Source organism: Stenotrophomonas sp. YJH_SMC_14-1 (genome assembly GCF_059372275.1).
In genome coordinates, this window is sequence record NZ_JCAFVK010000002.1 from 464,112 (window position 1) to 491,104 (window position 26,993).

The following is a 26,993-nucleotide window of genomic DNA, read 5'->3' on the forward strand; positions in this document are numbered from 1 at the left end:
ATCAGCCCTGGCCGGCCCCGCGCCGCATCGGCGGCCACTGCCGGTAGGTCATCGCGCGCCACAGCCATTCCATCGGCCCAAAGCGGAAGCGGCGCAGCCATACGTGCGAGATGCCCACCTGCGCGGTGAACAGCAGCAGCGCGAACATCAACTGCACGCTGCGTGGCATCGTTTCGAACGCGCCCAGGCCGTAGTGGTAGAACAGCCAGGTGCACAGCAGCGACTGGCCGAGGTAATGGGTCAACGCCATGCGCCCGACCGGCGCCAGCCAGCCCAGCCGCGCGCGCCAGTGTACGATCCAGGCCAGGTAACCCAGGCACATCGGCAGGCCGCCGATCGTCACCAGCGCCATCGCCGCCGTAACCGGCAGATCGTAAGCGCCCGGCGCCAGATACGGCTTCCAGGCAACACCCAGCAGCGTGACCAGCAGGCCGAAGGGCAGCGCCCCCCAACGCAACACCGCATACAGCCGCGGGAAGCGATCCGGCGTGGCCAGCGCGCCGCTGCCGGCAAACCAGCTGCCGATCAGGAACATGCCCAGCACTTCCGGGCCGGTGATCAGCATCGCCCCCATCGACGTGCCGAACTCGCTCAGCCGCTGCGCATTGGCCTGCATCCAGCTGCCCTGCCCGTACACCAGGCGCTGCAGATCGATGCTCTGCTGCGCGTCGGTGAGCATCTTCCGCACGTCCTCCGCCGAAGCCATCGACACCATCGCGCCGACCAGCAGCATCATCGCCACACCGCCGAGATAGACCGTTACGCCCATCCACGGCAGCCAGCTGCGCGGCGCCTCGCGGCAGGCCAGCAACGGCAACGAGACCAACGCGTACATCACCAGGATGTCGCCGGACCAGACCAGCAGCGCGTGGCACAGGCCGATCAGCAGCAGGCCAGCGCTGCGGCGCAGGTAGAACGGGGTGAAGTCACGCCCGGCCGCCTCGGCGCGCTGCGCCATCACCGCGAAGCCGGCGCCGAACAGCAACGAGAACAGGGTGAAGAACTTCCCCTGCACGAATACGTAGACAAAGGCATCGGCCCAGTAGTCGATACCCTGCCAATGCACGTCGATGCCGGTGAAGGCCAGGTCCAGCGGTCCGCTGAAGGCCTCGATGTTCATCAGCAGGATGCCCAGCAGCGCAGCACCGCGCAGCACGTCCAGCACGGCGATGCGTTCGCCGGAAGCCACCGGTTGCAGGGAAGGAGAAGCGGCGTTCACGGGGCGTCCGTCGGGCAGGTCCGCCATTATGCCGCCGGCCCGCGTGCCATGGATGGCCGCGCCGTGTTCCAGAAACGCAATGGCCCGCCGAAGCGGGCCGTTGCTGCCATCATGATCGCGCTGCGATCAGTGGTGGTGACCGCCGTCGCCGTGGACGTGACCGTGGTCGATCTCTTCCTTGCCGGCTTCGCGCACATCGACGATTTCCACGTCGAAGTGCAGGTCCTTGCCAGCCATCGGATGGTTCAGGTCGACGTCGACGACGCTCATGCCGACCTTCTGCACGGTCACCGCACGCGGGCCGAAGTTGGTCTGCAGCACGACCTGCTGGCCCGGAGCCAGCTTGGTGTTGCCGAAATGCTTCTTCGGCACGCGCTGGGACAGGCCCTCGCGGCGCTCGCCGTAGGCATCGGCTGCGTTGACGTCAACGCTGAAGGTCGCGCCGGCTTCCTTGTCCATCATGGCGTTTTCCAGGCCCGGGATGATGTTGCCGTGGCCGATCAGGATCGCCAGCGGCTCGCCGCGGTCCTTGGACGATTCGATCGGCTCCTGGCCGACTTCGGAAACGGTGTAGTGGAAGCGGACAACGCGGTCTTTTTCGATCTTCATGCGCAACTCTGTCTGGATCTGCCGGAGGCAGGCGGGTTGGGGCGGGTTGTCGCCCGGCGGGGACGCCGCCATCATGACGGCCAATCCCAAGGTGGCGCATTATCCGGAGAACATGCACATCACGCCAGTTTCGTCCGGCCTGCGCCGGCTCCTCGCCCCGGCCCTGCTGCTGGCCCTGCCCGTGCTGATGACCGCCTGCGGCGGCGGCAAGGCCACCCGCCCCGCTCCGCCTCCGCCGACCGCGAACTGGCCGAAGACCGTGCCGGACAACCCCGAGGCGGCCAACTCGGTGCTGATGCGTGCCATCAGCCTGGTCGGCACCCCCTACCGCTATGGCGGCAACACCCCGGATTCCGGCTTCGACTGCAGCGGCCTGGTGGCCTATGTCTATCGCGAGATGCTGGACCTGCGGCTGCCGCGCACCTCGCGCGACCTGGCGGCGGTACAGGGTCCGAAGATCGATCCGCAGCGCCTGGCCACCGGCGACCTGGTGTTCTTCGGCAGCCGCGGCAGCGTCACCCATGTCGGCATTTATGTCGGTGAAGGGCGTTTCGTGCATGCGCCGAGCACCGGCGGCACCGTGCGCCTCGACTCGCTCAGCGGTCCCTACTGGAAGGACCACTACACAGGGGCGAAACGCGTCCTTCGCTAAAATGAACAGGCGATATATTCAAAACTGTGACGAACATCACCATGCAACTAACGAATTACTAACGGAATTTTTAACTTATCCGCGCTTTTACAGGGCATGATGCCCCATCGTTTTTTTCCTGTGACCGACGCGTGACGACTGACGACCTGAAAAGCGAAGGCCAGACTTCCGTATCTTCACGTAGTGCCCGCCCGCTGTTGCTTGGCCTGGCACTATGTCTGACCAGCCTTCCGGCCTGGTCGCAGACTGCTCCGAACCGTTCCGATGTGACCCCGGCCCCGGTGGCCGAGAGCACCGCCCGACCGGCCGCCAAGGCCGAGGCTGCCGCTACGCAACGCAGCCGCGTCGACGCCGCCGCCAGCGCTACCCTGGCCGCCCTGCTGCCTCACCTGGCCGCCAACGACACCATTCCGCTGATGGACCGCTCGGCCGTGGTGGCCGGTGACCTCAGCCGCCTCCTCGCCAACTACGACACCAGCAGCGCTGCCAATGGCAGCGTTGTCGGCACCGCGGCCGACAATGGCAAGGTGCAGTCGCTGCTGCGTCGCGCGATGACCCTGCTGGGCACCCCATACCGTTGGGGCGGCAGCAACCCGGACAGCGGCTTCGACTGCAGTGGTCTGGTCGGCTACGTGTTCCGCTCGGCCCTGGGCATTGAGCTGCCGCGCGTCTCGCGTGAAATGGCACATGACGACAACGCCGAACTGATCAACGACCGCACCGCGCTGGCCGCCGGTGACCTGGTGTTCTTCGGCCGCAAGGGCCGCGTCGATCACGTCGGCATCTATGTGGGTGATGGCCGCTTCCTGCACGCACCGAGCTCGGGCAAGGACGTGCGCGTGGACACCCTGCTCAGCGGCTACTGGGGCAACAAGTTCATGCAGGCCCGCCGGGTCGATCTCTGATCTGGCCGGTTGGCGCTACCACGCCGCCTGACACGAGAAAGCCGCTGCCCTGCAGCGGCTTTTTTGTTAGGCCCGCGCAATGGTGGGTAGCTGCCGATCTTGGTCGGCACCGCCTTCATCCACGCATGGCGTGGATCTACCGACCTCTGGTGGGTACCGACCTCTGGTGGGTACCGACCTCTTCTGGTGGGTACTGACCTTTGGTGGGTACTGACCTTTGGTGGGTACTGACCTTTGGTGGGTACTGACCTTTGGTGGGTACTGACCTTTGGTGGGGGCCGACCGTTGGTCGGCACCGCCTCCATCCACGCATGGCGTGGATCTACCAGGCACGGCATGACCGCCACCGCGCCAGCCAGCTCCCAAACAAAAAGCCCGCCGTTCAGGGCGGGCCTTTTATCTCCACGCAACCTCAGCCGCGTGGCGGCGTCGGATCGGGGTCGTCCACACCCACATTGCTGGACGGATTGTCATACACCGCCTGGTCGAGCAGCCCGGTTTCCTTGGCCACGATCACCGGCACCAGCATCTGGCCGGTCACGTTCGTCATCGTGCGCATCATGTCGAGGATGCGGTCGATGGCATACAGGTAGCCGATCGTCTCCAACGGCAGGTTGGCCGCGCTCAGCACCACCGTAGCCATGATCACCGCGGTACCCGGAACACCGGCCGTACCGAAGCTGCCCAGCACCGAAGCAATCAGCACCACCACGTACTGTTCAGGGGTCAGCGGCACACCGCTGTACTGCGCGATGAACACCGCGCACAGCGCCGGGTAGATGGCACCGCAGCCGTCCATCTTGATGCTGGCGCCCAGCGGCACCGCAAACGAACCGTAATCCTTGTTCACGCCCAGGTTGTGGGTGATCGAACGCAGTGCCACCGGCATCGCCGCAAAGCTGGAAGAGCTGACGAACGCAACCTGCATGCCCGGTGCCGCACCACGGAAGAACTTCAGCGGGTTCAGTCCGTGCGCCAGCAGCAGTGCGCTGTAGACCACCACGATGTGCAGGGCGCAGGCCACGTACAGGGCCAGCACGAAATGCCCCAGCGGCAGCAGCTTCTCGAACCCGTAGCTGCCGACCAGGCCGGCGATCAGGCCAAAGGTGCCGATCGGGGTGACTTCCAGCACGAAGCGGGTCACCTGGATCATGATGTCACTCATCTGGCCGACCAGCTTGCGCGCCTCGGTCACCTTCTCGCCGAGCTTGACGATGGCGAAGCCGACCAGGCCAGCGAAGAAGATGACCGGCAGGATCGAGCCACGGCCGGCGGCCAGCACGGTTTCGCCGGCCGCGTTGACCTTGGTGCCGATACCGGACAGCGCATAGAAGACATTGGCCGGCACCACGTCAAGCAGCACCTGCACCACACTGGGCACTTCGCGCGGCACGTAATTGCTGGCCATCGTCAGCTGCAGGCCACCGGCGCCGGGCTGCAGCACGGTGCCCACGCCCAGGCCGACGCACACCGCCAACGCAGCGGTGATCACGAACCAGAGGAAGGTGCGGCCACTGAGCGCGGCAACCGACTTCTGGCCGTGCAGCGAGGAGATCGCATTGATGACCGCGAAGAACACCAGCGGCACCGCGATCATCTTGATCAGGGTGACGTACAGCTCGCCAAGCGGGCCGAACCACGTTTCCGCGGCCGGGCCGAGCGCCCAGCCGGCCAGCGCGCCGAGCACGAAGCCACCGACCACGCGCTGCCAGAATGGAATCCGCAGCCAGGCAGAGACCAGCTTCATAGGCAATCCAGAGGGAAGGAAGGGATGCTGGCACGATAGCCCATCAACGGCTGGGGAACGACCGCCCGGCCGGCAAATCAGTGTGTCATCGGCGTGCCTTGCGAGGGCGGGCATAATGAACGTCCCGTTACAGTTTGTGAGATCCCAGCGTCCATGCGCCGTTCCGTCTCCCTGTTGGCCGCCTGCGCCACCACCCTGCTGCTGGGCGCCTGCGCCAGCACCACCCCCGCCACTGCCCCGGCCAGCCTCAAGGTCGCCGTCGACCCCGTCGCCCACCCGGCCGGCGAGACCCCGCAGTGGTGGTACCGCAGTGGCGCCGCCCAGGCCGCCGCCAACGGTGCGATGTCCGGCAAGGCCAAGAACGTCATCCTGTTCCTCGGCGACGGCATGAGCCTGACCACCGTGGCCGCCTCGCGCATCTACGAGGGCCAGCAGAAGGGTGGCTCCGGCGAAGAGAACCTGCTGTCCTGGGAGCGCTTCCCGGCCACGGCATTCAGCAAGACCTACAACACCGATTCGCAGACGCCCGATTCGGCCGGCACCATGACCGCCATCACCACCGGCGTGAAGACCCACATGGGTGCGATCGGCGTCAGCGCCGGCAGCCGCACGGACTGTGCCGACAGCCTGTCCAAGGGCCTGCTGACCTGGCTGCAGCTGGCCGACAGCGCCGGCCTGGCCACCGGCGTGGTGTCCACCGCACGCCTGACCCACGCCACCCCGGCCGCCACCTACGCGCACTCGCCCGAGCGCAACTGGGAAAACGACACCGACCTGACCGAAGCCGCCAAGGCGGCCGGCTGCAAGGACATCGCCCAGCAGCTGCTGTCGACCTCGCGCTATGGCCGCGGCCCCCTGGTCGCCCTCGGTGGCGGCCGCGGTGAGTTCACCACCGTTGAAGAGCGCGATCCGGAGTACGACGACAAGGTCGGCCAGCGCCTGGATGGCCGCAGCCTGGTGCAGGAATGGCAGCAGGCGCACCCGCAGGGTGCCTACGTGTGGAACAGCAAGCAGCTGGCCGCCGCCGCCAACGCGCCGGCCATCCTCGGCCTGTTCGAGCCGGACCACATGCGCTACGAGTACGAGCGCCCGCAGGATCCGGGCGGCGAGCCGAGCCTGGCCGAACTGACTGCCGCAGCGATCAAGAATCTGTCGAAGCACCAGGAAGGCTACGTGCTGATGATCGAAGGCGCGCGCATCGACCACGCCAACCACAGCGGCAATGCCTACCGTGCACTGACCGAGACCGTGGCCCTGTCCGACGCAGTGCGCGTGGCCAACGAACTGACCTCCGCCGACGACACCCTGATCATCGTCACCGCCGACCACTCCCACACGCTGAATTTCGTCGGCTACCCGGCACGTGGCAACCCGATCCTGGGCAAGGTGAAGGACAAGGGCGGCGAAGACGGCGCCGGCAAGCTGGACTACGCCCTGGACGGCACCGGCCAGCCGTACACCACCCTGAGCTATGCCAACGGCCCGGGCCACACCGGCAGCAGCAACCAGCAGCCGGCCGGCCCGAAGCGTTACCCGCACAACCCGAGCAGCTTCGAACCGGCCAACGGCCGCCCGAACCTGCGCGAGGTCGACACCGAGCATCCGGACTACATGCAGGAAGCACTGGTGCCGATGAAGTCCGAATCGCACGGCGGCGAAGACGTCGGTATCTGGGCACGCGGCCCGGGCAGCAAGGCGATCCGCGGCACGCTGGAACAGAACGCGATCTATCACATGATCGTGCAGGCCACCCCGGCCCTGCGCGAGCGCTTGTGCCAGGCCGGCACCTGCGATGACAAGGGCGTGCCGGTGCAGCTGCCGGCACCGACCGCGTTCGAGCGCAAGGCCGAGGCCAAGTGATCGCACGGCAGGCCCGCCCTGACGCTGCCAGCGGCCGCTTCGCGCGGTCGCTGGCCCTGCTAGGCGTGCTGGTCAGCGCCACTGCAGCGGCACAGGCACCGGCATGCAAGCTGCTGACCGATGAACACGGGTTGTGGCCACTGCCCAACTGCGAGGTGATCGATCACCGGCCGAAGATCAGTGCCGACACGCTGAAGGCCCTGAATTACGACGACCACGGCCTGGCAGTGGTGTACGCCGACCAGGGTTTCCACTACGTCGACCGCAAGGGCCGCAGCCTGCCGGTGCTGACCTGGGACAACGGCCCGGAAACGCCGCAGGAAGGCCTGCTGCGCGCTCGCGTCGGCAACCGCGTGGGCTACTTCGACCTGACGTTCCGCCAGGTGGTGCCCGGCACCTTCGATTTCGCATGGCCGTTCCAGGACGGCGTGGCCGAGGTCTGCAATGGTTGCCGTCGTGGTACGCCGGATGCCGATGGCCACACGCCGATGGAAGGCGGAGAGTGGTTCCGCATCGACCGTTCGGGTCGTCGGGTGAAGTAGGGTTTTCGGGAGGGCTGCGCCCTGCACCTGCAGACGCCAAAGCAAGATCAAAAGCGGCTCTGGTTTTCTGTGAGTTGGGTGGGGCGGTGTGGGTGGGCAGGACACGCCGTAAACCCATCCCTGGGGGCTCGATGGCGCCATCCATGGCGCCAACGGTCCTGCCCACCCACACCGCCCCACCCCCGACAGTTTTCCGGTGACGGTTGGACCATCCACGCTTTGCGTGGATCGTATCTGTCAGATATCGAATTGAATCCGGGGTCAGATCCGTTTTCCGCAGGAAAACGGATCTGACCCCATGAGCAACCCGACAGTTCGAAGGAAACTGTCGAAGGCGGGGTGGGTCCGGTTGCGGGAGTGTCCGCGGCATGGATGCCGCGGCCAAGCCCCCAGGGACGGGTTTACGGCGTCTCCCGCAACCGGACCCACCCCGCCAACCTTCAGGAAACCAGCTTCTGCCGTTGCTGTTGCTGTTGCTCTGGCTCGTAGCGGGTGCAGGGCGCAGCCCTGCCAAGTAAACCCCACCCTATACTTGCCACCGTGACTGCCTTCCCTGCCCTCGTTCCGCTGGATGCGCCGCTGCTGGTGGGCTACAGCGGTGGCGTCGACTCCACCGTGCTGCTGCACTGGCTGTGGCGCTGCGCGCAGACCTCCGGCAGCGCCCTGCGCGCGGTGCACGTGCATCACGGCCTGCAACCCGATGCGGATGACTGGGTGCTGCACTGCCGGCAGCAATGCGACGCCTGGGGCATTGAGCTGGCCGTGCACCGCGTGCAGGTCGAGAACGGCACAGGCCTGGGCACCGAAGGTGCCGCGCGACAGGCACGACGTGCCGCGTTCGCGGCTGAGCTGCGCGAAGGCGAAACGCTGGCACTGGCGCAGCACCAGGACGACCAGGCCGAGACCTTCCTGTTGCGCGCCCTGCGCGCTTCTGGCGTCGATGGCCTGGCGGCGATGTCCACGCACAGCCGCCTTGGCGAACATCCCTTGTGGCGCCCGCTGCTGGCGGTACCACGCAGTGCACTGCTCGACTACGCGCGCCAGCACGCGCTGCGCTGGATCGAAGACCCCAGCAACGCGGAAGACCACGCCGATCGCAACTTCCTGCGCCTGCAGGTGTTGCCGTTGCTGCGCCAGCGCTGGCCGCATGCGGCTGCAGCATTGGCGGGCAGCGCGACGCATTGCCGGCAGACCCGCGAACTGCTGGACGAGGAAGATGCCGAGCTGATCGCGCATCTGGAAGTGGCACCGCGCGTGCTGTCACTGGAACTGCTGCGCCAGATGTCGCCGCGCCGCGCGGCACGCGTGCTGCGCGCGTGGGTGCTGGGCCATGATGCGGCACCGTTGCCGGCCTCGGTGTTGCAGCAGGCGCTGGAGGAGCTGTTGCCAGCCGACACCGACCGCCAGGCGCGTGTGCGCTGGCAGCAGCACGTGATCCAGCAATGGCGCGACCACGCCTATCTGCTGCCGGCCCGGCTGCCCTCGCTGCCCCTCGACTGGCAGGCCGTGTGGGACGGCCGTGCACCGCTGCCATTGCCCGACGGCGGCCAGCTGAGCCTGCTGGGCGCCGGCGCTTTCGAACAGCCACGGCAGGTCCGTGCACGCGTGGGCGGCGAGCGCATCCTGCTGCCGGGTCGCCAGCATTCGCACGCGCTGAAGGACTGCCTGCAACGCGAGCACCTCGCCCCCTGGCGACGCGCGCAGCTGCCGCTGATCTTTGATGGCCCGCAGTTGCTGGCCGCCGCCGACCTGGTCATCGCCGCACCGCTGCAGGCCTGGTTGCAGGCGCATGACGCGCAGTTGCAGTGGCTCCCGGGCGGCTGGTGAATTGACCCCCGCGCGCGGCCCGTCCACACTTGCCGCATGGCCAAGAAGTCCCCCGAAAACGCCTCCCCCGTCGCCCAGTTCGAGCAGTCGCTCGAATCGCTGGAGCAGCTGGTGGAGCAGATGGAAACCGGCGAGCTGAGCCTGGAAGCTTCGCTCAGTGCTTACGAGCGTGGTGTCGGTCTGTACCGCCAGTGCCAGCAGGCACTGGAGCAGGCCGAACTGCGCGTGCGCCTGCTCAGTGATCCGGCGCAGCCGGAAGCCTCCGAGCCCTTCGACCCGCCCAGCCATGACGGCTGAGGTTCTGTTCGCGCGCTGGCGCGACCGTATCGAAAGCCAGCTCGATGCCGCCCTGCCCTCGCCTGCCGAGGCGCCGCAGCGCCTGCATCAGGCCATGCGCTATTCGGTGCTTGGTGGCGGCAAGCGCATGCGGCCCCTGCTGGTCTACGCCAGTGGTCACCTGTTCGGTGCGCAGCCGGAAAGCCTGGATGCGGCGGCCATGTCCGTCGAGCTGATCCATGCCTATTCGCTGGTGCATGACGACCTTCCGGCGATGGATGACGACGCCCTGCGTCGCGGCAAGCCCACCACCCACGTCGCCTTCGACGAAGCCACCGCGATCCTCGCTGGCGACGCCCTGCAGACCCGTGCCTTCGGCCTGCTGGCCGATGCGCCGCTGCCGGCCACGTTGCGCGTGGCCTGCCTGCAGACCCTGGCCCACGCCTCCGGCGCGTCCGGCATGTGTGGCGGCCAGGCGCTGGACATCGATGCCACCGGCCAGCAGCAGGCGCTGGCCGCGCTGACCCGCATGCACGCGCTGAAGACCGGCGCGCTGATCCGCGCGGCAGTGCGCATGGGCGCGCTGTGCGGCCAGGCCCACGAACCGCAGCTGGCCCAGCTCGACAGTTTCGCCGATGCACTCGGCCTGGCCTTCCAGGTCCGCGATGACATCCTCGATGTCGAAGCCAGTTCCGAACAGCTGGGCAAGACTGCCGGCAAGGACCAGGCGCAGGACAAGAGCACCTTCCCCGCCCTGCTTGGCATGGACGGCGCAAAGGCCCAGCTGCACGAGCTCGCAGCGCGCATGCAGTCGATCCTGGCCGGGTATGGCGAGGAAGCCGACGCGCTGCGCGCGCTGGCGACGCTGGCGGTGGAACGCGATCACTGATCGCTGCACGCGGCCCGGCATTCCCCGCACACGAAAACGCCCGGCAGTGCCGGGCGTTTTCAGTTCCGCGTGCGGACGATCTTACTTGATCAGGCGCAGCGCGAACGGGTAGCGATAGGCTTCGCCGTTGTTGGCCTTGACCGCAGCGATGATGCTGAACACCAGGCTGATGATGCCGACGATCGGGGCCAGGAACACGCCGATGATCACGATGGTGAGGATCATGCTGATGACCATGGCGATGGTCACGGTGATCTGGAAGTTCAGGGCTTCCTTGGCCTGGTCGGTCACGAAGGCCTTGCCAGCATCGTCCTTGTTGATCAGCCAGATGATCAGCGCGCCGATGAAGCCGGTGAAGATGCCCAGCAGGTGCGCGGCCAGGGCCATGGTGCGCTGGTCGGCCGGAACGTCGGCGGTGGCCGGTGGCGGCGGCGGGACGTTATCGAATTCACTCACGACAAAACTCCTTTTCATTGGGTGGTCTTGACCAACCAGCACCCAGCTGATTGCGTCAGGCGGGCATAGCTTACGCCATCGACGGCATCAATCATTACCTGCGATGGTCATCCGCCCCAACAGGATCGAACCGGTCCGGATGTGCGAGCGGGGATCAACGTCGCTGCCGACCGCCTCGATGCTGCTGAACATCTCGCGCAGGTTGCCGGCGATGGTGATGCCGTCCACCGGGTACTGGATCTCGCCGTTCTCGACCCGGAAGCCACCCGCGCCACGCGAATAGTCGCCGGTCACGCCGTTCACGCCCTGCCCCATCAGCTCGGTCACCAGCAGGCCATCGCCCATCTGCCGCGCGATGTCCTGCAGCGGGCCGGCATTGGCCGCCAACTGCAGGTTGTGCACGCCACCGGCGTTGGCGGTGGTCTGCAGGCCCAGCTTGCGTGCCGAGTAGCTGCCCAGCACATAGCGCTGCAGCACGCCGTCGCGGACCAGAGCCGAGGCCCGGGTGGCCACGCCGTCGCCGTCGAAGGCGGCCGAGCGCAGGCCACGGCGCAGGTGCGGCAGCTCCTCGATCTGCATCCATTCCGGGAACAGGCGTTGGCCAACGCTGTCCAGCAGGAAGCTGGCCTGGCGATACAGAGCACCGCCGGACACCGCCGACAGCAGGTGCCCGACCAGGCTGCGCGCCACTTCCGGGGCGAACAGCACCGGCATGCTGCCGGTGGCCAGCGATCGTGGCTGCAGGCGGGCGACAGTACGCTCGGCGGCACGACGTCCGACCATGCCGACGTCCTCCAGGTCCTCGCGAGCCAGCGCACTGGTGTACCAGCCGTCACGCTGCATGCCATCGCCCTGCCCGGCGATCAGCGCACAACCGACCGAATGGTGGGTGCCGCGCTCACGGCCGATGAAACCATGCGAATTGGCATAGACCGACAGGCTCTGCATGCTCGACACCGAGGCGCCGTCGGAATTGCGGATCTGCGCATCGGCCTCACGGCCTGCGGCTTCGCAAGCCAGGGCCAGGTCCACCGCCTCGTCGGCCTGCAGCGCCCACGGGTGCCAGCCGTCCAGGTCCGGGAAGTGGGTGGCCATCAGGGCCGCCTCGGCCAGGCCGGCGGCCGCGTCATCTTCGGTATGCCGGGCGATGGCGCAGGCCTGCTCGACCGTGGCCGCCAGGCTGGCCTCGTTCAGGTCGCCGGTGCTGGCGCTGCCCTTGCGTTGGCCGAAGTACACAGTGACGGCGATGCCGCGGTCGCGGGTGGACTGCACGGTTTCGACCTCGCCGAGGCGGACATTCACCTCCAGCCCGCGGTCTTCGCTGCAGCTGACTTCAGCCTGGCTGGCGCCCAGCGCGCGGGCGCGGTCGAGCAGCTGCTGGGAGAGGTCGGCCAGCCGTTCCAGCCGGGCCGGGCTGTCGTCGCCGACGGCGGCTTCAGGGGCGATCACGTTCAATGCTTTATCCTGTACGGGTTGGGCCCGGCATCACGCCGGGCGACTTTTTTTGAAATCAGGTATGGACGATGCGCGGACGCGACGAAGAAACCGGTGAATTCCACGACAAGAGCCGCAGCCAGAACCGGCGCGACGCGCTCGACGTCCTGGCCCTGGGCGAAAAACTGGTGTCGCTGACACCGGCCCAGCTGGCGCGCCTGCCGATCCCGGAAGACCTGCTGCCGCACATCGCCGAGTGCAAGCGCATCACCGCGCACATCGCCCACAAGCGCCAGCTGGCGTTCCTGGCCAAGCACATGCGCCGCGAAGAAGAAGCCACGCTGGATGCGATCCGCGATGCGCTGGATGCCAACAGCGAAACCGGCCGCCGCGAAGTGGCGATGATGCACCGCGTGGAAGACTGGCGCGAGCGCCTGCTGGCCGAAGGTGACAAGGCGCTGGCCGCTCTGCTGGACGATTACCCGCAGGCCGACCGCCAGCAGCTGCGCACGCTGGTGCGCAATGCGCAGGCCGAGAAGGCGAAGAACAAGCCGCCGCGTGCCTATCGCGAGATCTACCAGGTGCTGCGCGCACTGATGCTGCCTGCGGCGCTCGGCCTGAAGGCCAGCGCCGAAGACGCTGGCCACGTCGAGACCGACGAGGCCGACGAGGACTGAGTCCGCGCCGGCGCGGGCGGTGGCGCTGGCCATCGCCCGGCTCAGGCCTGGGTACCGCCGACGGTGATGCCCTCGATCAACAGCGACGGCTGGCCGACACCCACCGGCACGCTCTGCCCGTCCTTGCCACAGATGCCCACGCCCTCGTCCAGGGCCAGGTCGTTGCCGACCATGCGCACCTTCTGCATGGTTTCCGGACCGTTGCCGATCAGGGTCGCTCCCTTCACCGGCGCGGTGATACGGCCATCCTCGATCAGGTAGGCCTCGGTGGCCGAGAACACGTACTTGCCGCTGGTGATGTCGACCTGGCCGCCGCCGAAGTTCACTGCATACAGGCCCTTCTTCACCGAGCGGATCATTTCCTGCGGGTCGTGCTGGCCGGCGCGCATGTAGGTATTGGTCATGCGCGGCATGGTCAGGTGCGCGAACGATTCGCGACGCCCGTTGCCGGTCGGTGCCATGCCCATCAGGCGTGCGTTGAGGCTGTCCTGCATGTAGCCGACCAGGATGCCGTCCTCGATCAGCGTGGTGCACTGGCTCGGGTGGCCTTCGTCGTCGATGTTGAGCGAACCGCGACGCCCGTCCAGGGTTCCATCGTCGACGATGGTCACGCCCGGTGCCGCCACGCGTTCGCCGATGCGGCCGGCGTACACGCTGGTGCCTTTGCGGTTGAAGTCGCCTTCCAGGCCGTGGCCGACCGCTTCATGCAGCAGCACGCCGGGCCAGCCAGGTCCCAGTACCACCGGCATCACGCCGGCCGGCGCCGGCACGGCGTCCAGGTTCACCAGCGCCTGGCGCAGGGCCTCGCGCGCAAATGCTTCCGGGCGGCCATCAGCGAACAGTTCCCCGTAGCCATAGCGGCCACCGCCACCGGCATAGCCGGACTCGCGGCGGCCGTTGTGCTCGACGATCACCTGCACGTTCAGGCGCACCAGCGGGCGCACGTCAGCGCCCAGCACGCCGTCGCTGCGCGCGATGAGCACCGTGTCCACGCCGCCGGACAGGCTCACCATCACCTGCTTCACGCGCGGGTCGGCGGCACGCAGGTAGCCGTCCAGGCGCTTCAGCACCTCGACCTTTGCCTCGTTGCCGACGCCATCGATGGGATCCAGCGCCGGATACAGCGCGCGTGAATTGCCACGCAGCAGCGAGCGCCCGGACTGCGCGCCACCCTCGCGCGAAATCGCACGCGCCGACTGCGCCGCGGCCAGCAGCGCGTCGGCATGGATGTCGTCGGAGTAGGCGAATCCGGTCTTCTCGCCGGACATCGCCCGTACGCCCACGCCTTGCTCGATGGAATGGGCGCCGTCCTTGACGATGCCGTCTTCCACGCTCCAGCTCTCGCGGCGGGCGTGCTGGAAATAGAGGTCGCCGAAGTCCACACCGGGGCCGAGCAGCTGGCCGAAGGTGCGCTCCAGGCCATCGGTATCCAGCCCGCCGGGGCGCAGCAGGCGATCTTGGGCAAGCGTCAGGGCGATATCAGTCATGGTTCTCGATCTGGGGGTGCTGGGGCGCTCAGGCAAGCCCCGTGAACAGGAGGTCCACGCTCAGCGTGAGCGTGGCAGGTCGGTAACGGGCGGCGGAACGGCCGGGGCCGGGCGCGGCGCGGGCGCTGGCGCTGGCGCTGGCGGGGTCTTGTCGCGGCTGCGTTCGATCACTTCCACCTTCGGCTCCTTCCATGGACCGGTCACCTTGTAGGTGCGGGCGCCGATCTCGCCGAGCGGTTTGGACAGTACCGCATTGGTGGCCGCGCCGAGCGCCGCGCCCACCGGGCCACCGGCCACCGCGCCGACCACCGTCAGCAGGTTGCCGGCGCGCGGGTTGACATCGATGGTCTGGTCGAACCGCTGGTTGCGCAGGTCGGCCTGGCCGCGGATGGTGATGTTCGCCGCCGGGCCCTCGATCAGTACCTTGTCGGTGCGGGCCATGCCCTGCCCGAACTGCACGCTGCCGTCGACCTGGTTGAACGCGAAGCCCTTGGAGAAGAAGTCGCGGAAGTCGAACATCAGGCGCCGCGGCAGCTGGGTCACGCTGAGCAGGCCCAGCACACGGCCAGCGCCCGGCTCCAGCTCCAGCAGCTGGCCATTACGCGCGTGCAGATCAAGGCTGCCCTGCAGATTGGCCAGCTGGAAGTCCGACGGCCCCCCGCTCCAGGAGGCCTGCAGCTGCGCCTGGCCAGAGCCGCCACGCAGCTGGCCGCCGTAGTCGAGGTTCTGCATCAGGCCGCCCAGGTCCTCGCTGCGCACCTGCGCGGTCAGCTCGGTGCGGGCACCACCGGTGCGACCCAGCCAGCGACCGCTGATGTCGATTTCCTGGTCGGGCGCGCGGAAGCGCAGCTCGTCCACGTTCAGGCCATTGGCCAGCGGCCGCGTACGCAGCACCGCCTGGCCCAGCACCACCTTGCCGAACTTCAGGTCGGCGATGTCCAGCGCGAACGGCGGCAGCTTGGCCGGGTCCATGTCGTTGGCGCCGGCCTGCACCCGGGCTGGCGCGGCCGCGCCCGGCGCCGGCGGCAGCGACTGCCAGTGCACACGGTCGAGTCGGCCACTGATGGTGCCTCCTTCGGCGTTGGGTACGGTCAGGCGACCGGCCAGCGAAGGTCCATCCAGGCGCACGTCCAGCGCCTGCGGTCCCGGCTGCAGCTGCAACCGGGTCTGCTCGAAGACGCCGCCGATCAGCATCAGCTTGCCGACCTGCACGTCCACTGCACGCAGCGGCATGCCGTCATCGTCGTTGCCACCACGGGCCAGACTGATCCACTCCAGCGCATCCAGAGTCGGGCTGCGGCCATTGACGGACAGTCCGCTGGGCGGCGGCTCGCGATCGGCATGGTCGCTGCCCAGGGTGACCTGCACACCGGTGCGGTTGTTGTGGCTGCGCGCGGCCAGGGCCAGACGCTGGCCAAAGGCCACATCGATGCGACCAGCGCCCATCGGCAGCTGCGCGGCCACCGTGGTCGCCAGCGGCTCGGTGGCCGGCTTGTCCAGCGGTGCCGGCAAGTCCAGGCGGGTTCCCACCAGATCCGAACTCAGGCGCAGTTCGCTGGGCGGTGCGGGCGCTCCCGGTGCGACTTTGGGCAGGTTGACCGCGATGGTCCAGGGCGAGTTACCCGCGATATAGGGCTTGAGCCACGCCATTTCCGGGGCGCGGTCAATCAGCACACCGGCGTCGAGGTTGGCCGTCAGCTGCGACTCGAACGCCAGCCTGCTGTCGTGCACGTAGCCGCCGGCACGCAGGCTCAGGCGGCCGTCCTGGCCGAGGTGGCGCACCGCCAGTTCCTCGGCACCGAAGCCACCATTGCTGTAGCGCGCCTGCCCATGCATGTTGTCGAAGGCCAGCTGGAAGCGCTTGTCCACCAGTTTCACACCATTGAGGTCGACCGTGCCCTGCAGGTGACCGCCGCCTTCATCGTGGTGCAGCGGCTGCAGCAGGTCGAAGGTCACATGCGCCGGGCCCGCAGCCGTGAGGTTGTCCAGGGTGTCGCCATAGTCCTTGTGCAATGGGCTCTGCCGCAGCATTGCCAGCAGTCTGCCGGCCTCGCTCTGCGCATCGGCACGCACGTACAGCGGCTGCTGCCCGAAGTCCTGGATGCCCGCCTCGAACTTCTGCACCGCTACACCGGCCAGGTCCCCGCGCCCATGCATGTCGAAGCCAGGGCCGATGAAGGCGATATCGGCGTCGACCTGGCGCATCAGCGGCCAGTCGTGCTGGAAGCGGATGTCGCCGTTGGTGATATGGCCGGTGGCCTCGAAACGGCCATCGTTGTTGTCGAACGGCCAATCGTCCAGGTCACCGCTGACCAGGCCGATGCCATTGCGCACCTGGCCGCCGGCCAGCGCCATGTCCAGCCAGTCGGTGGCGCCCTTGCTCATCTTGGAGTGGATCCAGAAGCGCTTGGCCGCCGTCATCGGCACATCGTCCAGCTTGGCCGCCAACTGCAGCCAGGGCCGCGTGCCGTCGCCCTGGAACCAGACACCACCGCGCACATCGGCCGCGTAGTCGGTGCCTTCCACGCGCATCGCCGCAGTGCCGATACGCCAGCCACCGCCCTCGTCACGCCAGCCCACGATCTGTCCAGCCAGGTGCAGGTCGTGCCGCACGCCGAAGCCGGTGGGCCAATCGAACTGCAGCTGCCGTTGCGGTTGCAGCTGCAGGCTGAAGCCATCGGCGTCGCCCTCGAAATGTCCCCCCAGGCCGCGCAGACCCGGAGAATTGCCAACGCTGGCAAAGCCCAGCGACTGCAGCTCGCCCTGTGCCCGCAACGGGCCATCACGTTCGCCGGCCAGTTGCAGCTCTCGCACATCCAGCTGCGGTTTGGACAGGAACAACCAATGGCGCAGGCCTGGCTCGAGGCGATCACTCAGCGCCAGCGCACGCAGCGCCGTACCGGCCTGTACTTCGCCGGAACTCACCCGCAGCTGCCTGCCAACCTGCAACTGCAGGCCATCGAGCTGTTGTTCGCCGTCTTCGGTCTTCAAACGAAGGCGCGGTACCTGCAGCGCCCAACCATCGGCCTGGCGCTGCCAGCGCAGGCGCGCCTGCAAGCGCTGCAGCTGCAACCGCGGCGTTGCCACGTCGGGCATCGGTGCACCGTCGACGCGCACGTCACGCAGGTCCGAATCGGTGGTCAGCGCCACCGGCGCGAAGTCGCGCAGGGTCAGCCACAGGTTCAGCTCACCCTTGCCTTCGCGCAGGCGCACGCCACCAGCTGCCAGCAACGGCGACCAGGCATGGAAATCAACAGGATCGGCACCCAGCCAGGCCTGCCCGTTGCCGCGCGCGCGGTCCACGTCCAGCACTGCGGTCAGCGGCAGGGCATCGGTCTGCGCCCAGGCACGCACGCCCACACGCAGGCGGTCGCCATTGACGCGCAGGCGCAGATCGATACGCGGCAGGGTGGTATCGATACCCAGTCCCGGTGCATGCACACCCAAGCGGCCATCGATCACCTGCAGCTCGCCCAGCCGGCGCAGCGCGTCCAGCGGGTCACCGCCCGTGTCTGACTTCGGCAGGCCACGCACCGACCAGCGGCCGTCCTTGCCCTGCTGCAGGTCCAGTGCCAGGCCACGCAGGCGCAGCTCGGTCAGCGAGCGACCAGGCAGCATCCCGCTGTACATCGACACCAGCACTTCGGCCTCGCCGATGGCCAGGCCCTGACCGGCGCCGATGCGCAGGCCCTTCAGCTGCAGCAGCGGACCACGCCGGGTCCAGGCCGTCTGCAGCTGGTCGAAATGCACCGGCTGGCCGGCACGCTCACTCAGCCAGGCGGCAATCCTGTCGGGGTGACGCTCGGCCAGCGGCAGCAGCTGGCTGAGGGTACCCACCAGCAGTGCCAGCCCGACCAGGCCTACCGCGCAGGCGGCAATGAAATGACGGCGGATCCTTCGCAGTCGCAGGCGCGGCGGCGCGCTCATCGGCCACCGCCGGCCTGCGGCCGGCGAGGATCACAGCAGAACGACATCGAATTGCTCCTGCAGGTACTGCTCGTCCGCCTGGAAGCGGATGCTCTTGCCGAGGAATTCCTCCAGCTCGGCCACCGCCGAGGATTCCTCGTCGGTGATGCGCGCGACCACCTTGGTCGAGGCGATCACCAGCAGGCGTGCGGCATCGAACTGGCGCACGGCACGGGTGATCTCGCGGAAGATCTCGTAGGTCACCGTTTCGGTGGTCTTGATGCTGCCACGGCCACTGCACTGCGGGCACGTTTCCGACAGCTGGCGTTCCAGGCTTTCCACCGTGCGCTTGCGCGTCATCTCCACCAGCCCCAGCGGCGAGAAGTCGTACACCGTGGTCTTGGCATGGTCGCGGGCCAGCGCCTTTTCCAGGGTGCGCAGCACCTGGCGGCGATGCTCGGCATCGTCCATGTCGATGAAGTCGATGATGATGATGCCGCCCAGGTTGCGCAGGCGCAGCTGGCGGGCCACCGCCTGTGCCGCTTCCAGGTTGGTGCGGAACACCGTCTCTTCCAGGTTGCGCTGGCCGAGGAACGAACCGGTATTGACGTCGATGGTGGTCATCGCCTCGGTCTGGTCGATCACCAGGTAACCACCGGATTTCAGCGGCACCTGCTTGTCCAGCGCACGGCCGATCTCGTCCTCCACCCCGAACATGTCGAAGATCGGGCGATCGCCTGAATACAGTTCCAGCTTCTCGGCCAGCACCGGCATGTACTTGGCGACGAACGCCTGCAGCTGCGCGAAGGTTTCCTTCGAGTCCACCTTCACCTTGTCCACGTCCTTGCGGATCAGGTCGCGCACCGAACGCAGCGGCAGGCTCAGGTCTTCATAGATGTTGCTGCACGAGGCCGCTTCGCGGCCGCGGCGCTCGACCACGTTCCAGACCCGCGACAGGTAAGCGATGTCCTCGGCGATGGCCTCGGCCGGCTGGCCCTCGGCATTGGTACGCACGATGTAGCCGTAGCCGCCATGCTGCGCAGACAGCTCGGTCACCAGGGCCTTCAGGCGGGCGCGCTCGGCTTCATCCTCGATGCGCGCGGACACCCCCACCACCTTGGATTGCGGCAGCAGCACCATGTAGCGCGACGGAATGCTGATCTGGGTGGTCAGGCGTGCGCCCTTGGTGCCGATCGGGTCCTTCACCACCTGCACCACGATGTCCTGGCCGTCACGCAGCAGCTCGACGATGGGCACGCTGGCCGGCGGCGGCAGGGTCGTGTTCTCGGTGTCTGCACTGGCCACCGGGGCCGGGCGCACCACGTCGTTGGCGTGCAGGAACGCGGCGCGCTCCAGGCCTACCTCGACGAACGCGGCCTGCATGCCGGGCATGACCCGCTGCACCTTGCCCTTGTAGATGTTGCCGACCACACCCCGGCGCCAACCGCGCTCGATGTGCAGTTCCTGCAGCATGCCGTTCTCGATCACCGCGACCCGGGTCTCGCGCGGGGTCACATTGACCAGGATTTCCTCAGACATCGGCAGCCTCCCTGGCGGCATCGGCAGTGGGGGCCGGCACGCCACAGCGCGCCAGCAGACGATCGGTATGCAGCAATGGCAGCCCCATGACGCCGGAGTAGCTGCCGGAAAGATGTTCGATCCAGCGCTCGGCCCCGCCCTGGATGGCGTAGGCCCCGGCCTTGTCCAACGGCTCGCCGGTGGCGACATAGGCGGCGATGTCGGCGGCGGCGATCGGGGCGAAGGTCACTTCGGAAATGACCAGTTCGCTGTCCAGCCCGTCGGCGCCGACCACCACCACCGCAGTCATCACCTGGTGGGTGCGCCCGGCCAGGCGCGCCAGCATCGCGCGGGCGCCGGCGGCGTCGGCCGGCTTGCCGAACACTTCACCGTCCAGCACCACCTCGGTGTCCGAGCCGAGCACCCGCGCCTGCGGATCATCGGCCAGCACCCGGGCCAGGCCGGCGCGCGCCTTGTCGGCGGCGACCCGGCACACATACTGTTCGGCGCTTTCAGCGGGCGCGCGCTGCTCGACGACCTCCAGGTCCAGGGCCTGGAAGGGGCGTCCGAGTCGGGCCAGCAACTGGTTGCGTCGGGGGGAGCGGGAAGCAAGATAGAGCATCGGCACAGCATAACCTGAGGCCGCCACCTGAATCGTCGGCAACCCGTCCCGGAACGCGTTGAACCCCGAACGGGCTCACAGCGCGTTCATCGCTACGACACCACCCTCAACGGCACAACAAGGAGTTCTCCATGCGCCTGACCGCCACCCCGCTGCTGCTTGCCCTGTCCCTCGCCCTTGGAACCTCGATGACTGCCCATGCCGCCCCGTCGTCGCCGTCGATCGCCGCCGCGGCCGAAGGCACGCTGCTGAACATCTCGGCCAATGCCGAAGCCACCCGCGTACCGGACGTGGCAACCCTGTCGGCCGGTGTGGTCACCCAGGCCGCCGATGGCAACAGCGCCATGCGCCAGAACGCCCAGCAGATGGACAAGGTACTGGCCGCGATCAAGGCCGCCGGCATCGCCGAGCGCGACGTGCAGACCAGCGGCGTCAGCCTCAATCCGCAGTACCGCTATGCCGACAACGAAGCGCCGAAGATCACCGGCTACCAGGCCAGCAACACGGTCAGCCTGAAGGTCCGTGACATCGCCAAGCTCGGCAAGGTGCTGGACGCGCTGGCCGCTCAGGGCGCCAACCAGATCAACGGCCCCAGCTTCGAGATCGACCAGCCGGAACCGGTCTATGACGAAGCGCGCCTGGCCGCGCTGAAGAAGGCCCAGGCCCGCGCCCAGACCTATGCCAAGTCGCTCGGCCTTCAGGTGCGCCGCATCGTCAGCATCTCCGAGAATGCCGGCGGTGGTTACCGCCCGATGCCGATGATGCGGACCATGGCCGCCGGCGCGGCGATGGACAAGGCCACGCCGGTCGCCCCGGGCGAATCCACTGTGTCGGTCAATCTGGACGTGGTGTTCGAGCTGGGTCGCTGATCCCATCCGTTCCGGTAGACAGAGGCGGGTCCCGCAGGGGCCCGCCTTTTTCATGGACCGGGGCGGCTGGCTGAAGGCCAGCCCAACGATCCTGCCCCTGCCTCTAGGCAGTGGCCGGGGCCTGGCGTTAATGATTGGCTGCCAGCCGCGTGCGGCAACCCCGCCACGGGCCCTGGTGCGTTGAGGACTTCGTCACTGGCATGGAGGTGGACCATGGTTCGTACGTATCCCGTTGCATCCCCGCACTTCGACCCCGCCCGCGTTGCCGCCTGGAGCGCGGCCATCGCCCTGCACCTGCTCGCGTTCCTGCTGCTCCTGATCCCGGCGACCTACCAGGCCGTGCAGGTCCCGCGTGACAAGACCACGGTCAGGCTGATCGAGAAGATCCCGCCAACGCCGCCCCCACCGGTGCTGCAGGAACCGAAGGAAGTCGCCCGGGTCGTGCCGAAACCGCAGGCACAGCCGGCGACACCGCCACTGCCGGCCCCAACCGCGACCGTGGAGGAAACGCAGGGCATCATGCTGCCGGCCGCCGAACCGGCCCCGCCGCAACTCGCGTCGAGCATCGACACCCATGCACCGCTGGCCGGCGCCCAGCTGCAATACCGCAGCGCCCCGCCACCGGCCTATCCGGTCGCCGCACTGCGCAACCATGAGCAGGGCACGGTGCTGCTGCGGGTGGAGGTCGACAGCGGCGGCCAGCCGGTCGCGGTCAGCATCGAGCGCAGCAGTGGCTCCCGCCACCTGGACCAGGCTGCACGCCAACAGGTGCTCAAGCGCTGGCGCTTTGAACCGGCCCAGCGTGATGGTGTAGCGGTACCGGCCATCGGTTTGGTGCCGGTGCAGTTCTCGTTGCCGGACTGACGACCCGGGCCGGTCCGACCGCCTGTCGGACCGGCCTTCGGGACCGAACTGCCAAACTCGGCAAAGTTCCAGTTCAAACGTTACGGATTAAGCAAAATTTCACGACTTCGTCACCCGTCGGAAACCTAGATTGGCCCGTCCCGGACACTCCGGAGACAGCCCTCAACGCTACGGTTTTCCAGTTAGGAGAGAAGCTGTGAAACACCTGATCCAACGGCCCGCCAGCCGCCGCCGCTGCACCCTGGCATCGTCCATCACCCACATCCTTACCGGCGGCACATTGCTGCTGGTTGGCGCCGTGGCTTCCACCTCCGCCTTCGCGCAGGAGAAGGCCACCAACCTGGACCGCATCACGGTTACCGGTTCGAACATTCCGCGCACCAACACCGAAACACCGTCCCCGGTGCAGGTGGTGACCCGCCAGGAAATCGACCGCACCGGCAAGACCACGGTCGCCGAATACCTGCAGACCATCACCGCCAACGGCGCCGGCTCGATTCCCAAATCATTCGGCAACGGCTTCGCCGGCGGTGGCGCCGGCATCTCCCTGCGCGGCCTGGGCGCGGGCTCGACCCTGGTCCTGTTGAACGGCCGCCGCATGGCGACCTATGGCCTGGCCGATGATGGACAGAAGGTCTTCACCGACCTGAGCACCATCCCCCTCGACGCCGTTGAACGCGTGGAAGTGCTGAAGGACGGCGCCTCGGCGATCTATGGCTCCGATGCCATCGCCGGCGTGGTCAACATCATCCTGCGCAGTGATTTCCAGGGCGCCATCCTGCGTGGCTCCTATGGCGTCTCCGGCGACGGCGACGGCGATACCCGCAAGGCGACCCTGACCGCCGGTACCGGCGACATGGCCACCGACGGCTGGAACGCCTTCTTCAGCCTGGACGTCGGCAAGAGCGACGCGATCAAGATCAGCGACCGCAAGAACCGCAAGTGGATCGGCACCGGCGACACCCGCCAGTGGGGCTACGGCAACAATGCACAGTTCCTGGGCGGCGCCTTCCTCAGCGGCAGGACCCGTGGCGGTGTCGGACCGAACGGTTCGGTGTATGACGACCGCAATGTCACCGAGACCAATCCGGCGACGCTGGTACCGCTGCCGGGCTGCCAGGGCCTGACCACCATTGGTGGCCAGACCGATGCTTCGGTGGCCGCGCAGGGCTGCCTGTGGGATCCGGCGCAGCTGTACCGCGACATTTCGCCGGAAGAGAAGTACGTCAACGTGTTCGGACGTGCCAGCTTCGCCTTCGGCGAGGGCGGCGAGATCTACACCGAGATCGGCTACTCGAAGAAGGAAACCACCTTCAGCAACACGCCGTCCGGTGTTTCCGGCGGCTGGGGCTACCCGGGTGGCCCGGTCAACGCCAACAGCGGCGACGGTGCCGTGGTGCTCGGCCCGAATCATCCTGACCGGCCTGCCGGCCTGGGCAACGGCCCGTTGCGCCTGCGCTACAGCGCCTGGGATGTCGGCCCGCGCGTGACCGACAACACCAACGAGTTCAACCGCTTCCTGGTCGGCGTCAAGGGCAACTGGGGCGACTGGAGTTATGACACCGCCTACCTGCATTCGGGCACCGACCTGGTCAACGAGCGCACCGGCTTCCTGCGCTACAGCGCCGTGAAGTGCGCGCTGGGCGACGCGAACTGTGCCGGTGGCGTGTGGCGCATCGGTGACAATGCCAACCTGAACTCCAAGGCACTGTACGACTACATCTCGCCGAAGATCAGCGCACGCGCCAAGTCCAGCCTGGACATGTTCGACTTCACCGTGTCGCGCAGCCTGATGGATCTGAAGGGGGGGCCGCTGGGCCTGGCGATCGGTACCGAATGGCGCAAGACCAGCAACAGCCTGACCCCGCAGACCTACACCGACACGGGTGACATCATCGGCCTGGGCTACTCCGCCTATGACGGCACGCAGAACGTCTACGCCGGTTACGTCGAACTGTCGGCACCGGTGCTGGAGCAGTTGGAACTGTCCGCTGCACTGCGCTACGACAAGTATGAAAGCGGTGAAGGCAAGGCCACGCCGAAGCTGGGCGTGAAGTGGACGCCGGCCGACTGGATCGCCTTGCGCGCCAGCTACGCCGAAGGCTTCCGTGCACCGAACCCGGCCGAGAACGGAGACGGTGGCCTGGCCGCCTTCTCCACGGCCTCGGATCCGATCCGTTGCCCGGACGGTGAAAATCCGGCCCCGGGTGCTTCGCCGGACGACTGCGGCTCGCAGTCGGTTGCGATCATCACCCGTCCGAACAAGGACCTGAAGCCGGAAGAGTCTAAGAGCTACTCGGTGGGCATCGTATTGCAGCCCACCAGCTCCACCTCGCTGACCGTCGATGCCTGGGAAATCAAGCGCACCAACGAGATCGCCCAGGGCGATACCGATGACGCGATCCGTGCCGGCAATGTCCTGCGCGACAACAACCTGCTCAACGGCGTCGCAGGCACCGGCAGCATCCTGGCCGTCAATACCGCCTACATCAACGCCAGCTCCTCGCGCGTTCGCGGCATCGACACCGACATCCGCCAGACCTTCGACATCGGCCCGGGCCAGCTGGAGATGGATCTGCAGTGGAGCCACCTGCTGAAATTCGAGCGCACCAGCGGTGGCAGCACCGATGACTTCCTGGGCACGCACGGCAACTGCGACGTGACCAACTGCATCGGTACGCCGAAGGATCGCATCAACTTCGGTACCACCTGGAAACAGGGTCCTTGGAGCGTGAGCGGCGTTGCCAATTACATCTCCAGCATGGACAACACCGACAAGCGTGGCGGCAAGTACCAGTTCTTCTACTTCGACGGCACGCCGGTGAAGAAGATCTCCTCGTTCACCACCTTCGATCTGTCCGGCCGTTGGGCTGTTACCGACGAGTTCGAGCTGAGCGCTTCGGTCGAAAACGTGTTCGATCGCATCGCTCCGCTTGATCCGCTGACCTATGGCGGCGTGAACTACAACCCGATGCACTTCAGCGGCGCCATCGGTCGTTACTTCACTGTCGGCGCCAAGTACACCTTCAAGTAATACCGCTCAACGCACCACCGTCGAAGGCCCGGGCACCTGCCCGGGCCTTCGTCGTTGTGCGCCTTGCAGGCATGTTCACGGGCCCACCGCTACCGTGGGTCAGCGGCATCAGCGCCGCAGGGGACATCATGGCCGCGACATCACAACGCCTCGGGCTGCCCGCGTTGACCGCACTGGTGGTCGGCTCGATGGTCGGTGCCGGCATCTTTTCATTGCCGCAGAACGTAGCGCGCAGCGCCGGTCCGGCGGCGGCGCTGCTCGGCTGGGCGGTCAGCGGCGCCGGCATGCTGATGCTGGCCTTCGTGTTCCAGGCGCTGGCCAACCGCCGGCCGGATCTCGATACCGGCATCTACGCATACGCGCGCGAAGGCTTCGGCAACTACATCGGCTTCTCCGCCGCGTGGGGCTACTGGGTTGCCTCGGTGCTCGGCAACGCCAGCTTCTTCGTGCTGATCTTCAGTGGCCTCGGCCACTTCGTGCCGGTCTTCGGTGAAGGCAATACCCCGGCCGCCGTGGCCGCTTCGTCGCTACTTCTCTGGACCGTGCACCTGCTGGTGCTGCGCGGCCTGCGCACCGCCGCCATCGTCAACGGCCTGGTAACGGTGGCCAAGCTGCTGCCTATCACGTTGTTCCTGATCCTGGCCGCCGGTGCCTTCCGCATGGATGTGTTCCGCGCCGATTTCCTGGGCACGCCCGCACTCGGCGACCTCGGCCAGCAGCTGCGCGGCATGATGCTGGTGACCGTGTGGGTATTCATCGGCATCGAAGGCGCCAGCATCTACTCGCGGCGCGCGGCCCGTCGCGCCGATGTCGGCCGCGCCACGGTGATCGGCTTCCTCGGCGTCTGGCTGCTGCTGGTACTGGTCAGCCTGCTGTCGATGGGCGTGCTGTCGCAGGCCGAACTGGCGGGGTTGCCCAATCCGTCGATGGCTTACGTGCTGCGCGCCATCGTTGGCGAGTGGGGCGCGACGGTGATCATCGTCGGCTCGATCATTTCGGTACTCGGCGCGCTGCTGGCCTGGGTGCTGCTGTGTGCCGAAGTGCTGTACGCCGCTGCAGGCGACGGCACCATGCCGGCCTTCCTGGGACGCGAGAATGCGCGCGGCGTGCCCGCCAACGCGCTGTGGCTGAGCAATGGCTTGATCCAGCTGTTCCTGCTGCTGGTGCTGGTCAACTCCGGCAGCTACACGGGCCTGGTGCTGCTGGCGGCCTCGATGAGCCTGGTGCCCTACTTCCTGTCCACCGCGTTCGGCGTGCAGCTGGCGTGGCGCGGGGACGCCTATGCGGGTGAACCGGGCGTGCGCTGGCGTGATTTCGCGGTGGCGCTGCTGGCCAGTGCCTACGCGTTGTGGCTGGTGTATGCAGGAGGCCTCGACAACCTGCTGCTGTCGGTGCTGCTGTATGTGCCCGGCGTGGTGGTGTTCGCACTGACCCGGCTGCAACGCGGTGAGCAGGTATTCACGCGTTGGGAATGGGTGTTGTTCGGCGCCATTCTGGTGGTGGCCATCGCTACGCTGGTGGCGTTCTCCAGAGGTGAGCTGGCACTGTAGAGTCGAGCGAGGGCTCGGCTCTACAACAACGCAAAAAAAAGACCTGCATC

The 26,993-nt window shown here is 67.4% G+C and carries 21 protein-coding genes; 12 read left to right on the plus strand and 9 right to left on the minus strand.

Translation table 11 applies throughout. The annotated features are described in order from the left end of the window. Position 1: 1 nt before the first annotated feature. Entirely contained in the window at positions 2-1,246 is a 1,245-nt protein-coding gene (locus AC5P9P_RS07150) for a DUF418 domain-containing protein (protein ID WP_033835314.1), read from the minus strand. 99 nt (positions 1,247-1,345) lie between these two features. Then, positions 1,346-1,828 carry an FKBP-type peptidyl-prolyl cis-trans isomerase gene (locus AC5P9P_RS07155; RefSeq protein ID WP_012480915.1) on the minus strand — a complete coding sequence of 161 codons (483 nt, stop codon included), beginning with the start codon at positions 1,826-1,828 and terminating at the stop codon, positions 1,346-1,348. Between the two features lie 73 nt (positions 1,829-1,901). On the opposite strand from AC5P9P_RS07155, the gene AC5P9P_RS07160 reads away from it, so the two are divergent. After that, positions 1,902-2,480 (plus strand): C40 family peptidase, encoded by a 579-nt coding sequence (locus tag AC5P9P_RS07160; protein ID WP_181453284.1) that lies wholly within the window; start codon positions 1,902-1,904, stop codon positions 2,478-2,480. Positions 2,481-2,611: 131 nt separating this feature from the next. Further along, complete coding sequence (locus tag AC5P9P_RS07165; RefSeq protein ID WP_053090788.1) at positions 2,612-3,385, plus strand: C40 family peptidase; 774 nt, start codon at positions 2,612-2,614, stop codon at positions 3,383-3,385. 412 nt (positions 3,386-3,797) lie between these two features. Here the strand turns inward: AC5P9P_RS07165 and AC5P9P_RS07170 are convergent, their stop codons facing one another. Further along, a complete protein-coding gene (locus tag AC5P9P_RS07170; protein ID WP_005410518.1) occupies positions 3,798-5,132 on the minus strand; it encodes a dicarboxylate/amino acid:cation symporter in 1,335 nt (444 codons plus the stop codon). 153 nt (positions 5,133-5,285) lie between these two features. Between AC5P9P_RS07170 and AC5P9P_RS07175 the strand changes: the two genes are divergently transcribed. From AC5P9P_RS07175 to AC5P9P_RS07195, 5 genes are all read left to right on the plus strand, one after another. Further along, positions 5,286-6,992, plus strand: coding sequence for an alkaline phosphatase (locus tag AC5P9P_RS07175; RefSeq protein ID WP_033835316.1), 1,707 nt, complete (start codon positions 5,286-5,288; stop codon positions 6,990-6,992). Further along, positions 6,989-7,534, plus strand: coding sequence for a WG repeat-containing protein (locus AC5P9P_RS07180; protein WP_033835317.1), 546 nt, complete (start codon positions 6,989-6,991; stop codon positions 7,532-7,534). The genes AC5P9P_RS07175 and AC5P9P_RS07180 overlap by 4 nt, the downstream gene beginning before the upstream one ends. 540 nt (positions 7,535-8,074) lie before the next feature. Then, positions 8,075-9,361: a tRNA lysidine(34) synthetase TilS gene (gene tilS, locus AC5P9P_RS07185; protein WP_495232670.1), complete on the plus strand. Its 1,287-nt coding sequence runs from the start codon at positions 8,075-8,077 to the stop codon at positions 9,359-9,361. 36 nt (positions 9,362-9,397) lie between these two features. Next, positions 9,398-9,658, plus strand: coding sequence for an exodeoxyribonuclease VII small subunit (locus AC5P9P_RS07190; RefSeq protein WP_005410522.1), 261 nt, complete (start codon positions 9,398-9,400; stop codon positions 9,656-9,658). Continuing rightward, positions 9,648-10,526 (plus strand): polyprenyl synthetase family protein, encoded by an 879-nt coding sequence (locus tag AC5P9P_RS07195; protein ID WP_288468827.1) that lies wholly within the window; start codon positions 9,648-9,650, stop codon positions 10,524-10,526. Before AC5P9P_RS07190 ends, AC5P9P_RS07195 begins: the two co-directional genes overlap by 11 nt. Positions 10,527-10,607: 81 nt before the next feature. Here the strand turns inward: AC5P9P_RS07195 and AC5P9P_RS07200 are convergent, their stop codons facing one another. Next, the gene (locus AC5P9P_RS07200) at positions 10,608-10,982 is read right to left on the minus strand and encodes a DUF4870 domain-containing protein (protein ID WP_005410524.1); all 375 of its coding nucleotides are present in this window, start codon (positions 10,980-10,982) and stop codon (positions 10,608-10,610) included. Positions 10,983-11,069: 87 nt separating this feature from the next. Further along, positions 11,070-12,437, minus strand: a complete 1,368-nt coding sequence (gene pmbA / locus AC5P9P_RS07205) for a metalloprotease PmbA (protein ID WP_288468826.1) — start codon at positions 12,435-12,437, stop codon at positions 11,070-11,072. Positions 12,438-12,505: 68 nt separating this feature from the next. Between pmbA and yjgA the strand changes: the two genes are divergently transcribed. Beyond that, entirely contained in the window at positions 12,506-13,093 is a 588-nt protein-coding gene (gene yjgA / locus AC5P9P_RS07210; RefSeq protein WP_005410526.1) for a ribosome biogenesis factor YjgA, read from the plus strand. A gap of 41 nt (positions 13,094-13,134) precedes the next feature. Here the strand turns inward: yjgA and tldD are convergent, their stop codons facing one another. From tldD to AC5P9P_RS07230, 4 genes are read right to left on the minus strand one after another with little or no spacing between them, the layout of a single operon-like run. Beyond that, entirely contained in the window at positions 13,135-14,580 is a 1,446-nt protein-coding gene (gene tldD / locus AC5P9P_RS07215) for a metalloprotease TldD (RefSeq protein WP_005410527.1), read from the minus strand. 60 nt (positions 14,581-14,640) lie between these two features. Then, complete coding sequence (locus AC5P9P_RS07220) at positions 14,641-18,507, minus strand: YhdP family protein (RefSeq protein ID WP_495232671.1); 3,867 nt, start codon at positions 18,505-18,507, stop codon at positions 14,641-14,643. Positions 18,508-18,537: 30 nt separating this feature from the next. Next, positions 18,538-20,025: a ribonuclease G gene (gene rng, locus AC5P9P_RS07225; RefSeq protein ID WP_005410529.1), complete on the minus strand. Its 1,488-nt coding sequence runs from the start codon at positions 20,023-20,025 to the stop codon at positions 18,538-18,540. Beyond that, positions 20,018-20,626, minus strand: a complete 609-nt coding sequence (locus tag AC5P9P_RS07230; RefSeq protein WP_032966937.1) for a Maf family nucleotide pyrophosphatase — start codon at positions 20,624-20,626, stop codon at positions 20,018-20,020. Before AC5P9P_RS07230 ends, rng begins: the two co-directional genes overlap by 8 nt. 131 nt (positions 20,627-20,757) lie before the next feature. On the opposite strand from AC5P9P_RS07230, the gene AC5P9P_RS07235 reads away from it, so the two are divergent. From AC5P9P_RS07235 to AC5P9P_RS07250, 4 genes are all read left to right on the plus strand, one after another. After that, positions 20,758-21,495, plus strand: coding sequence for an SIMPL domain-containing protein (locus tag AC5P9P_RS07235; protein ID WP_005410531.1), 738 nt, complete (start codon positions 20,758-20,760; stop codon positions 21,493-21,495). 213 nt (positions 21,496-21,708) lie between these two features. Further along, entirely contained in the window at positions 21,709-22,359 is a 651-nt protein-coding gene (locus AC5P9P_RS07240) for an energy transducer TonB (protein WP_033835323.1), read from the plus strand. A gap of 196 nt (positions 22,360-22,555) precedes the next feature. After that, complete coding sequence (locus AC5P9P_RS07245) at positions 22,556-25,393, plus strand: TonB-dependent receptor (RefSeq protein WP_005410533.1); 2,838 nt, start codon at positions 22,556-22,558, stop codon at positions 25,391-25,393. A gap of 128 nt (positions 25,394-25,521) precedes the next feature. Beyond that, complete coding sequence (locus AC5P9P_RS07250; RefSeq protein ID WP_033835339.1) at positions 25,522-26,943, plus strand: basic amino acid/polyamine antiporter; 1,422 nt, start codon at positions 25,522-25,524, stop codon at positions 26,941-26,943. The last annotated feature ends 50 nt before the right edge of the window (positions 26,944-26,993 follow it).

Bases quoted from the DNA above. Each gene is read 5' to 3' on its own strand.
- AC5P9P_RS07220 (WP_495232671.1), bottom strand. From the start codon at position 18,507: ATGAGCGCGCCGCCGCGCCTGCGACTGCGAAGGATCCGCCGTCATTTC.
- AC5P9P_RS07175 (WP_033835316.1), top strand. From the start codon at position 5,286: ATGCGCCGTTCCGTCTCCCTGTTGGCCGCCTGCGCCACCACCCTGCTG.
- AC5P9P_RS07240 (WP_033835323.1), top strand. From the start codon at position 21,709: ATGGTTCGTACGTATCCCGTTGCATCCCCGCACTTCGACCCCGCCCGC.
- AC5P9P_RS07160 (WP_181453284.1), top strand. From the start codon at position 1,902: ATGACGGCCAATCCCAAGGTGGCGCATTATCCGGAGAACATGCACATC.
- rng (WP_005410529.1), bottom strand. From the start codon at position 20,025: ATGTCTGAGGAAATCCTGGTCAATGTGACCCCGCGCGAGACCCGGGTC.
- AC5P9P_RS07235 (WP_005410531.1), top strand. From the start codon at position 20,758: ATGCGCCTGACCGCCACCCCGCTGCTGCTTGCCCTGTCCCTCGCCCTT.
- tldD (WP_005410527.1), bottom strand. From the start codon at position 14,580: ATGACTGATATCGCCCTGACGCTTGCCCAAGATCGCCTGCTGCGCCCC.
- AC5P9P_RS07230 (WP_032966937.1), bottom strand. From the start codon at position 20,626: ATGCTCTATCTTGCTTCCCGCTCCCCCCGACGCAACCAGTTGCTGGCC.
- AC5P9P_RS07155 (WP_012480915.1), bottom strand. From the start codon at position 1,828: ATGAAGATCGAAAAAGACCGCGTTGTCCGCTTCCACTACACCGTTTCC.
- AC5P9P_RS07150 (WP_033835314.1), bottom strand. From the start codon at position 1,246: ATGGCGGACCTGCCCGACGGACGCCCCGTGAACGCCGCTTCTCCTTCC.
- AC5P9P_RS07250 (WP_033835339.1), top strand. From the start codon at position 25,522: ATGGCCGCGACATCACAACGCCTCGGGCTGCCCGCGTTGACCGCACTG.
- AC5P9P_RS07170 (WP_005410518.1), bottom strand. From the start codon at position 5,132: ATGAAGCTGGTCTCTGCCTGGCTGCGGATTCCATTCTGGCAGCGCGTG.
- AC5P9P_RS07195 (WP_288468827.1), top strand. From the start codon at position 9,648: ATGACGGCTGAGGTTCTGTTCGCGCGCTGGCGCGACCGTATCGAAAGC.
- AC5P9P_RS07190 (WP_005410522.1), top strand. From the start codon at position 9,398: ATGGCCAAGAAGTCCCCCGAAAACGCCTCCCCCGTCGCCCAGTTCGAG.
- yjgA (WP_005410526.1), top strand. From the start codon at position 12,506: ATGCGCGGACGCGACGAAGAAACCGGTGAATTCCACGACAAGAGCCGC.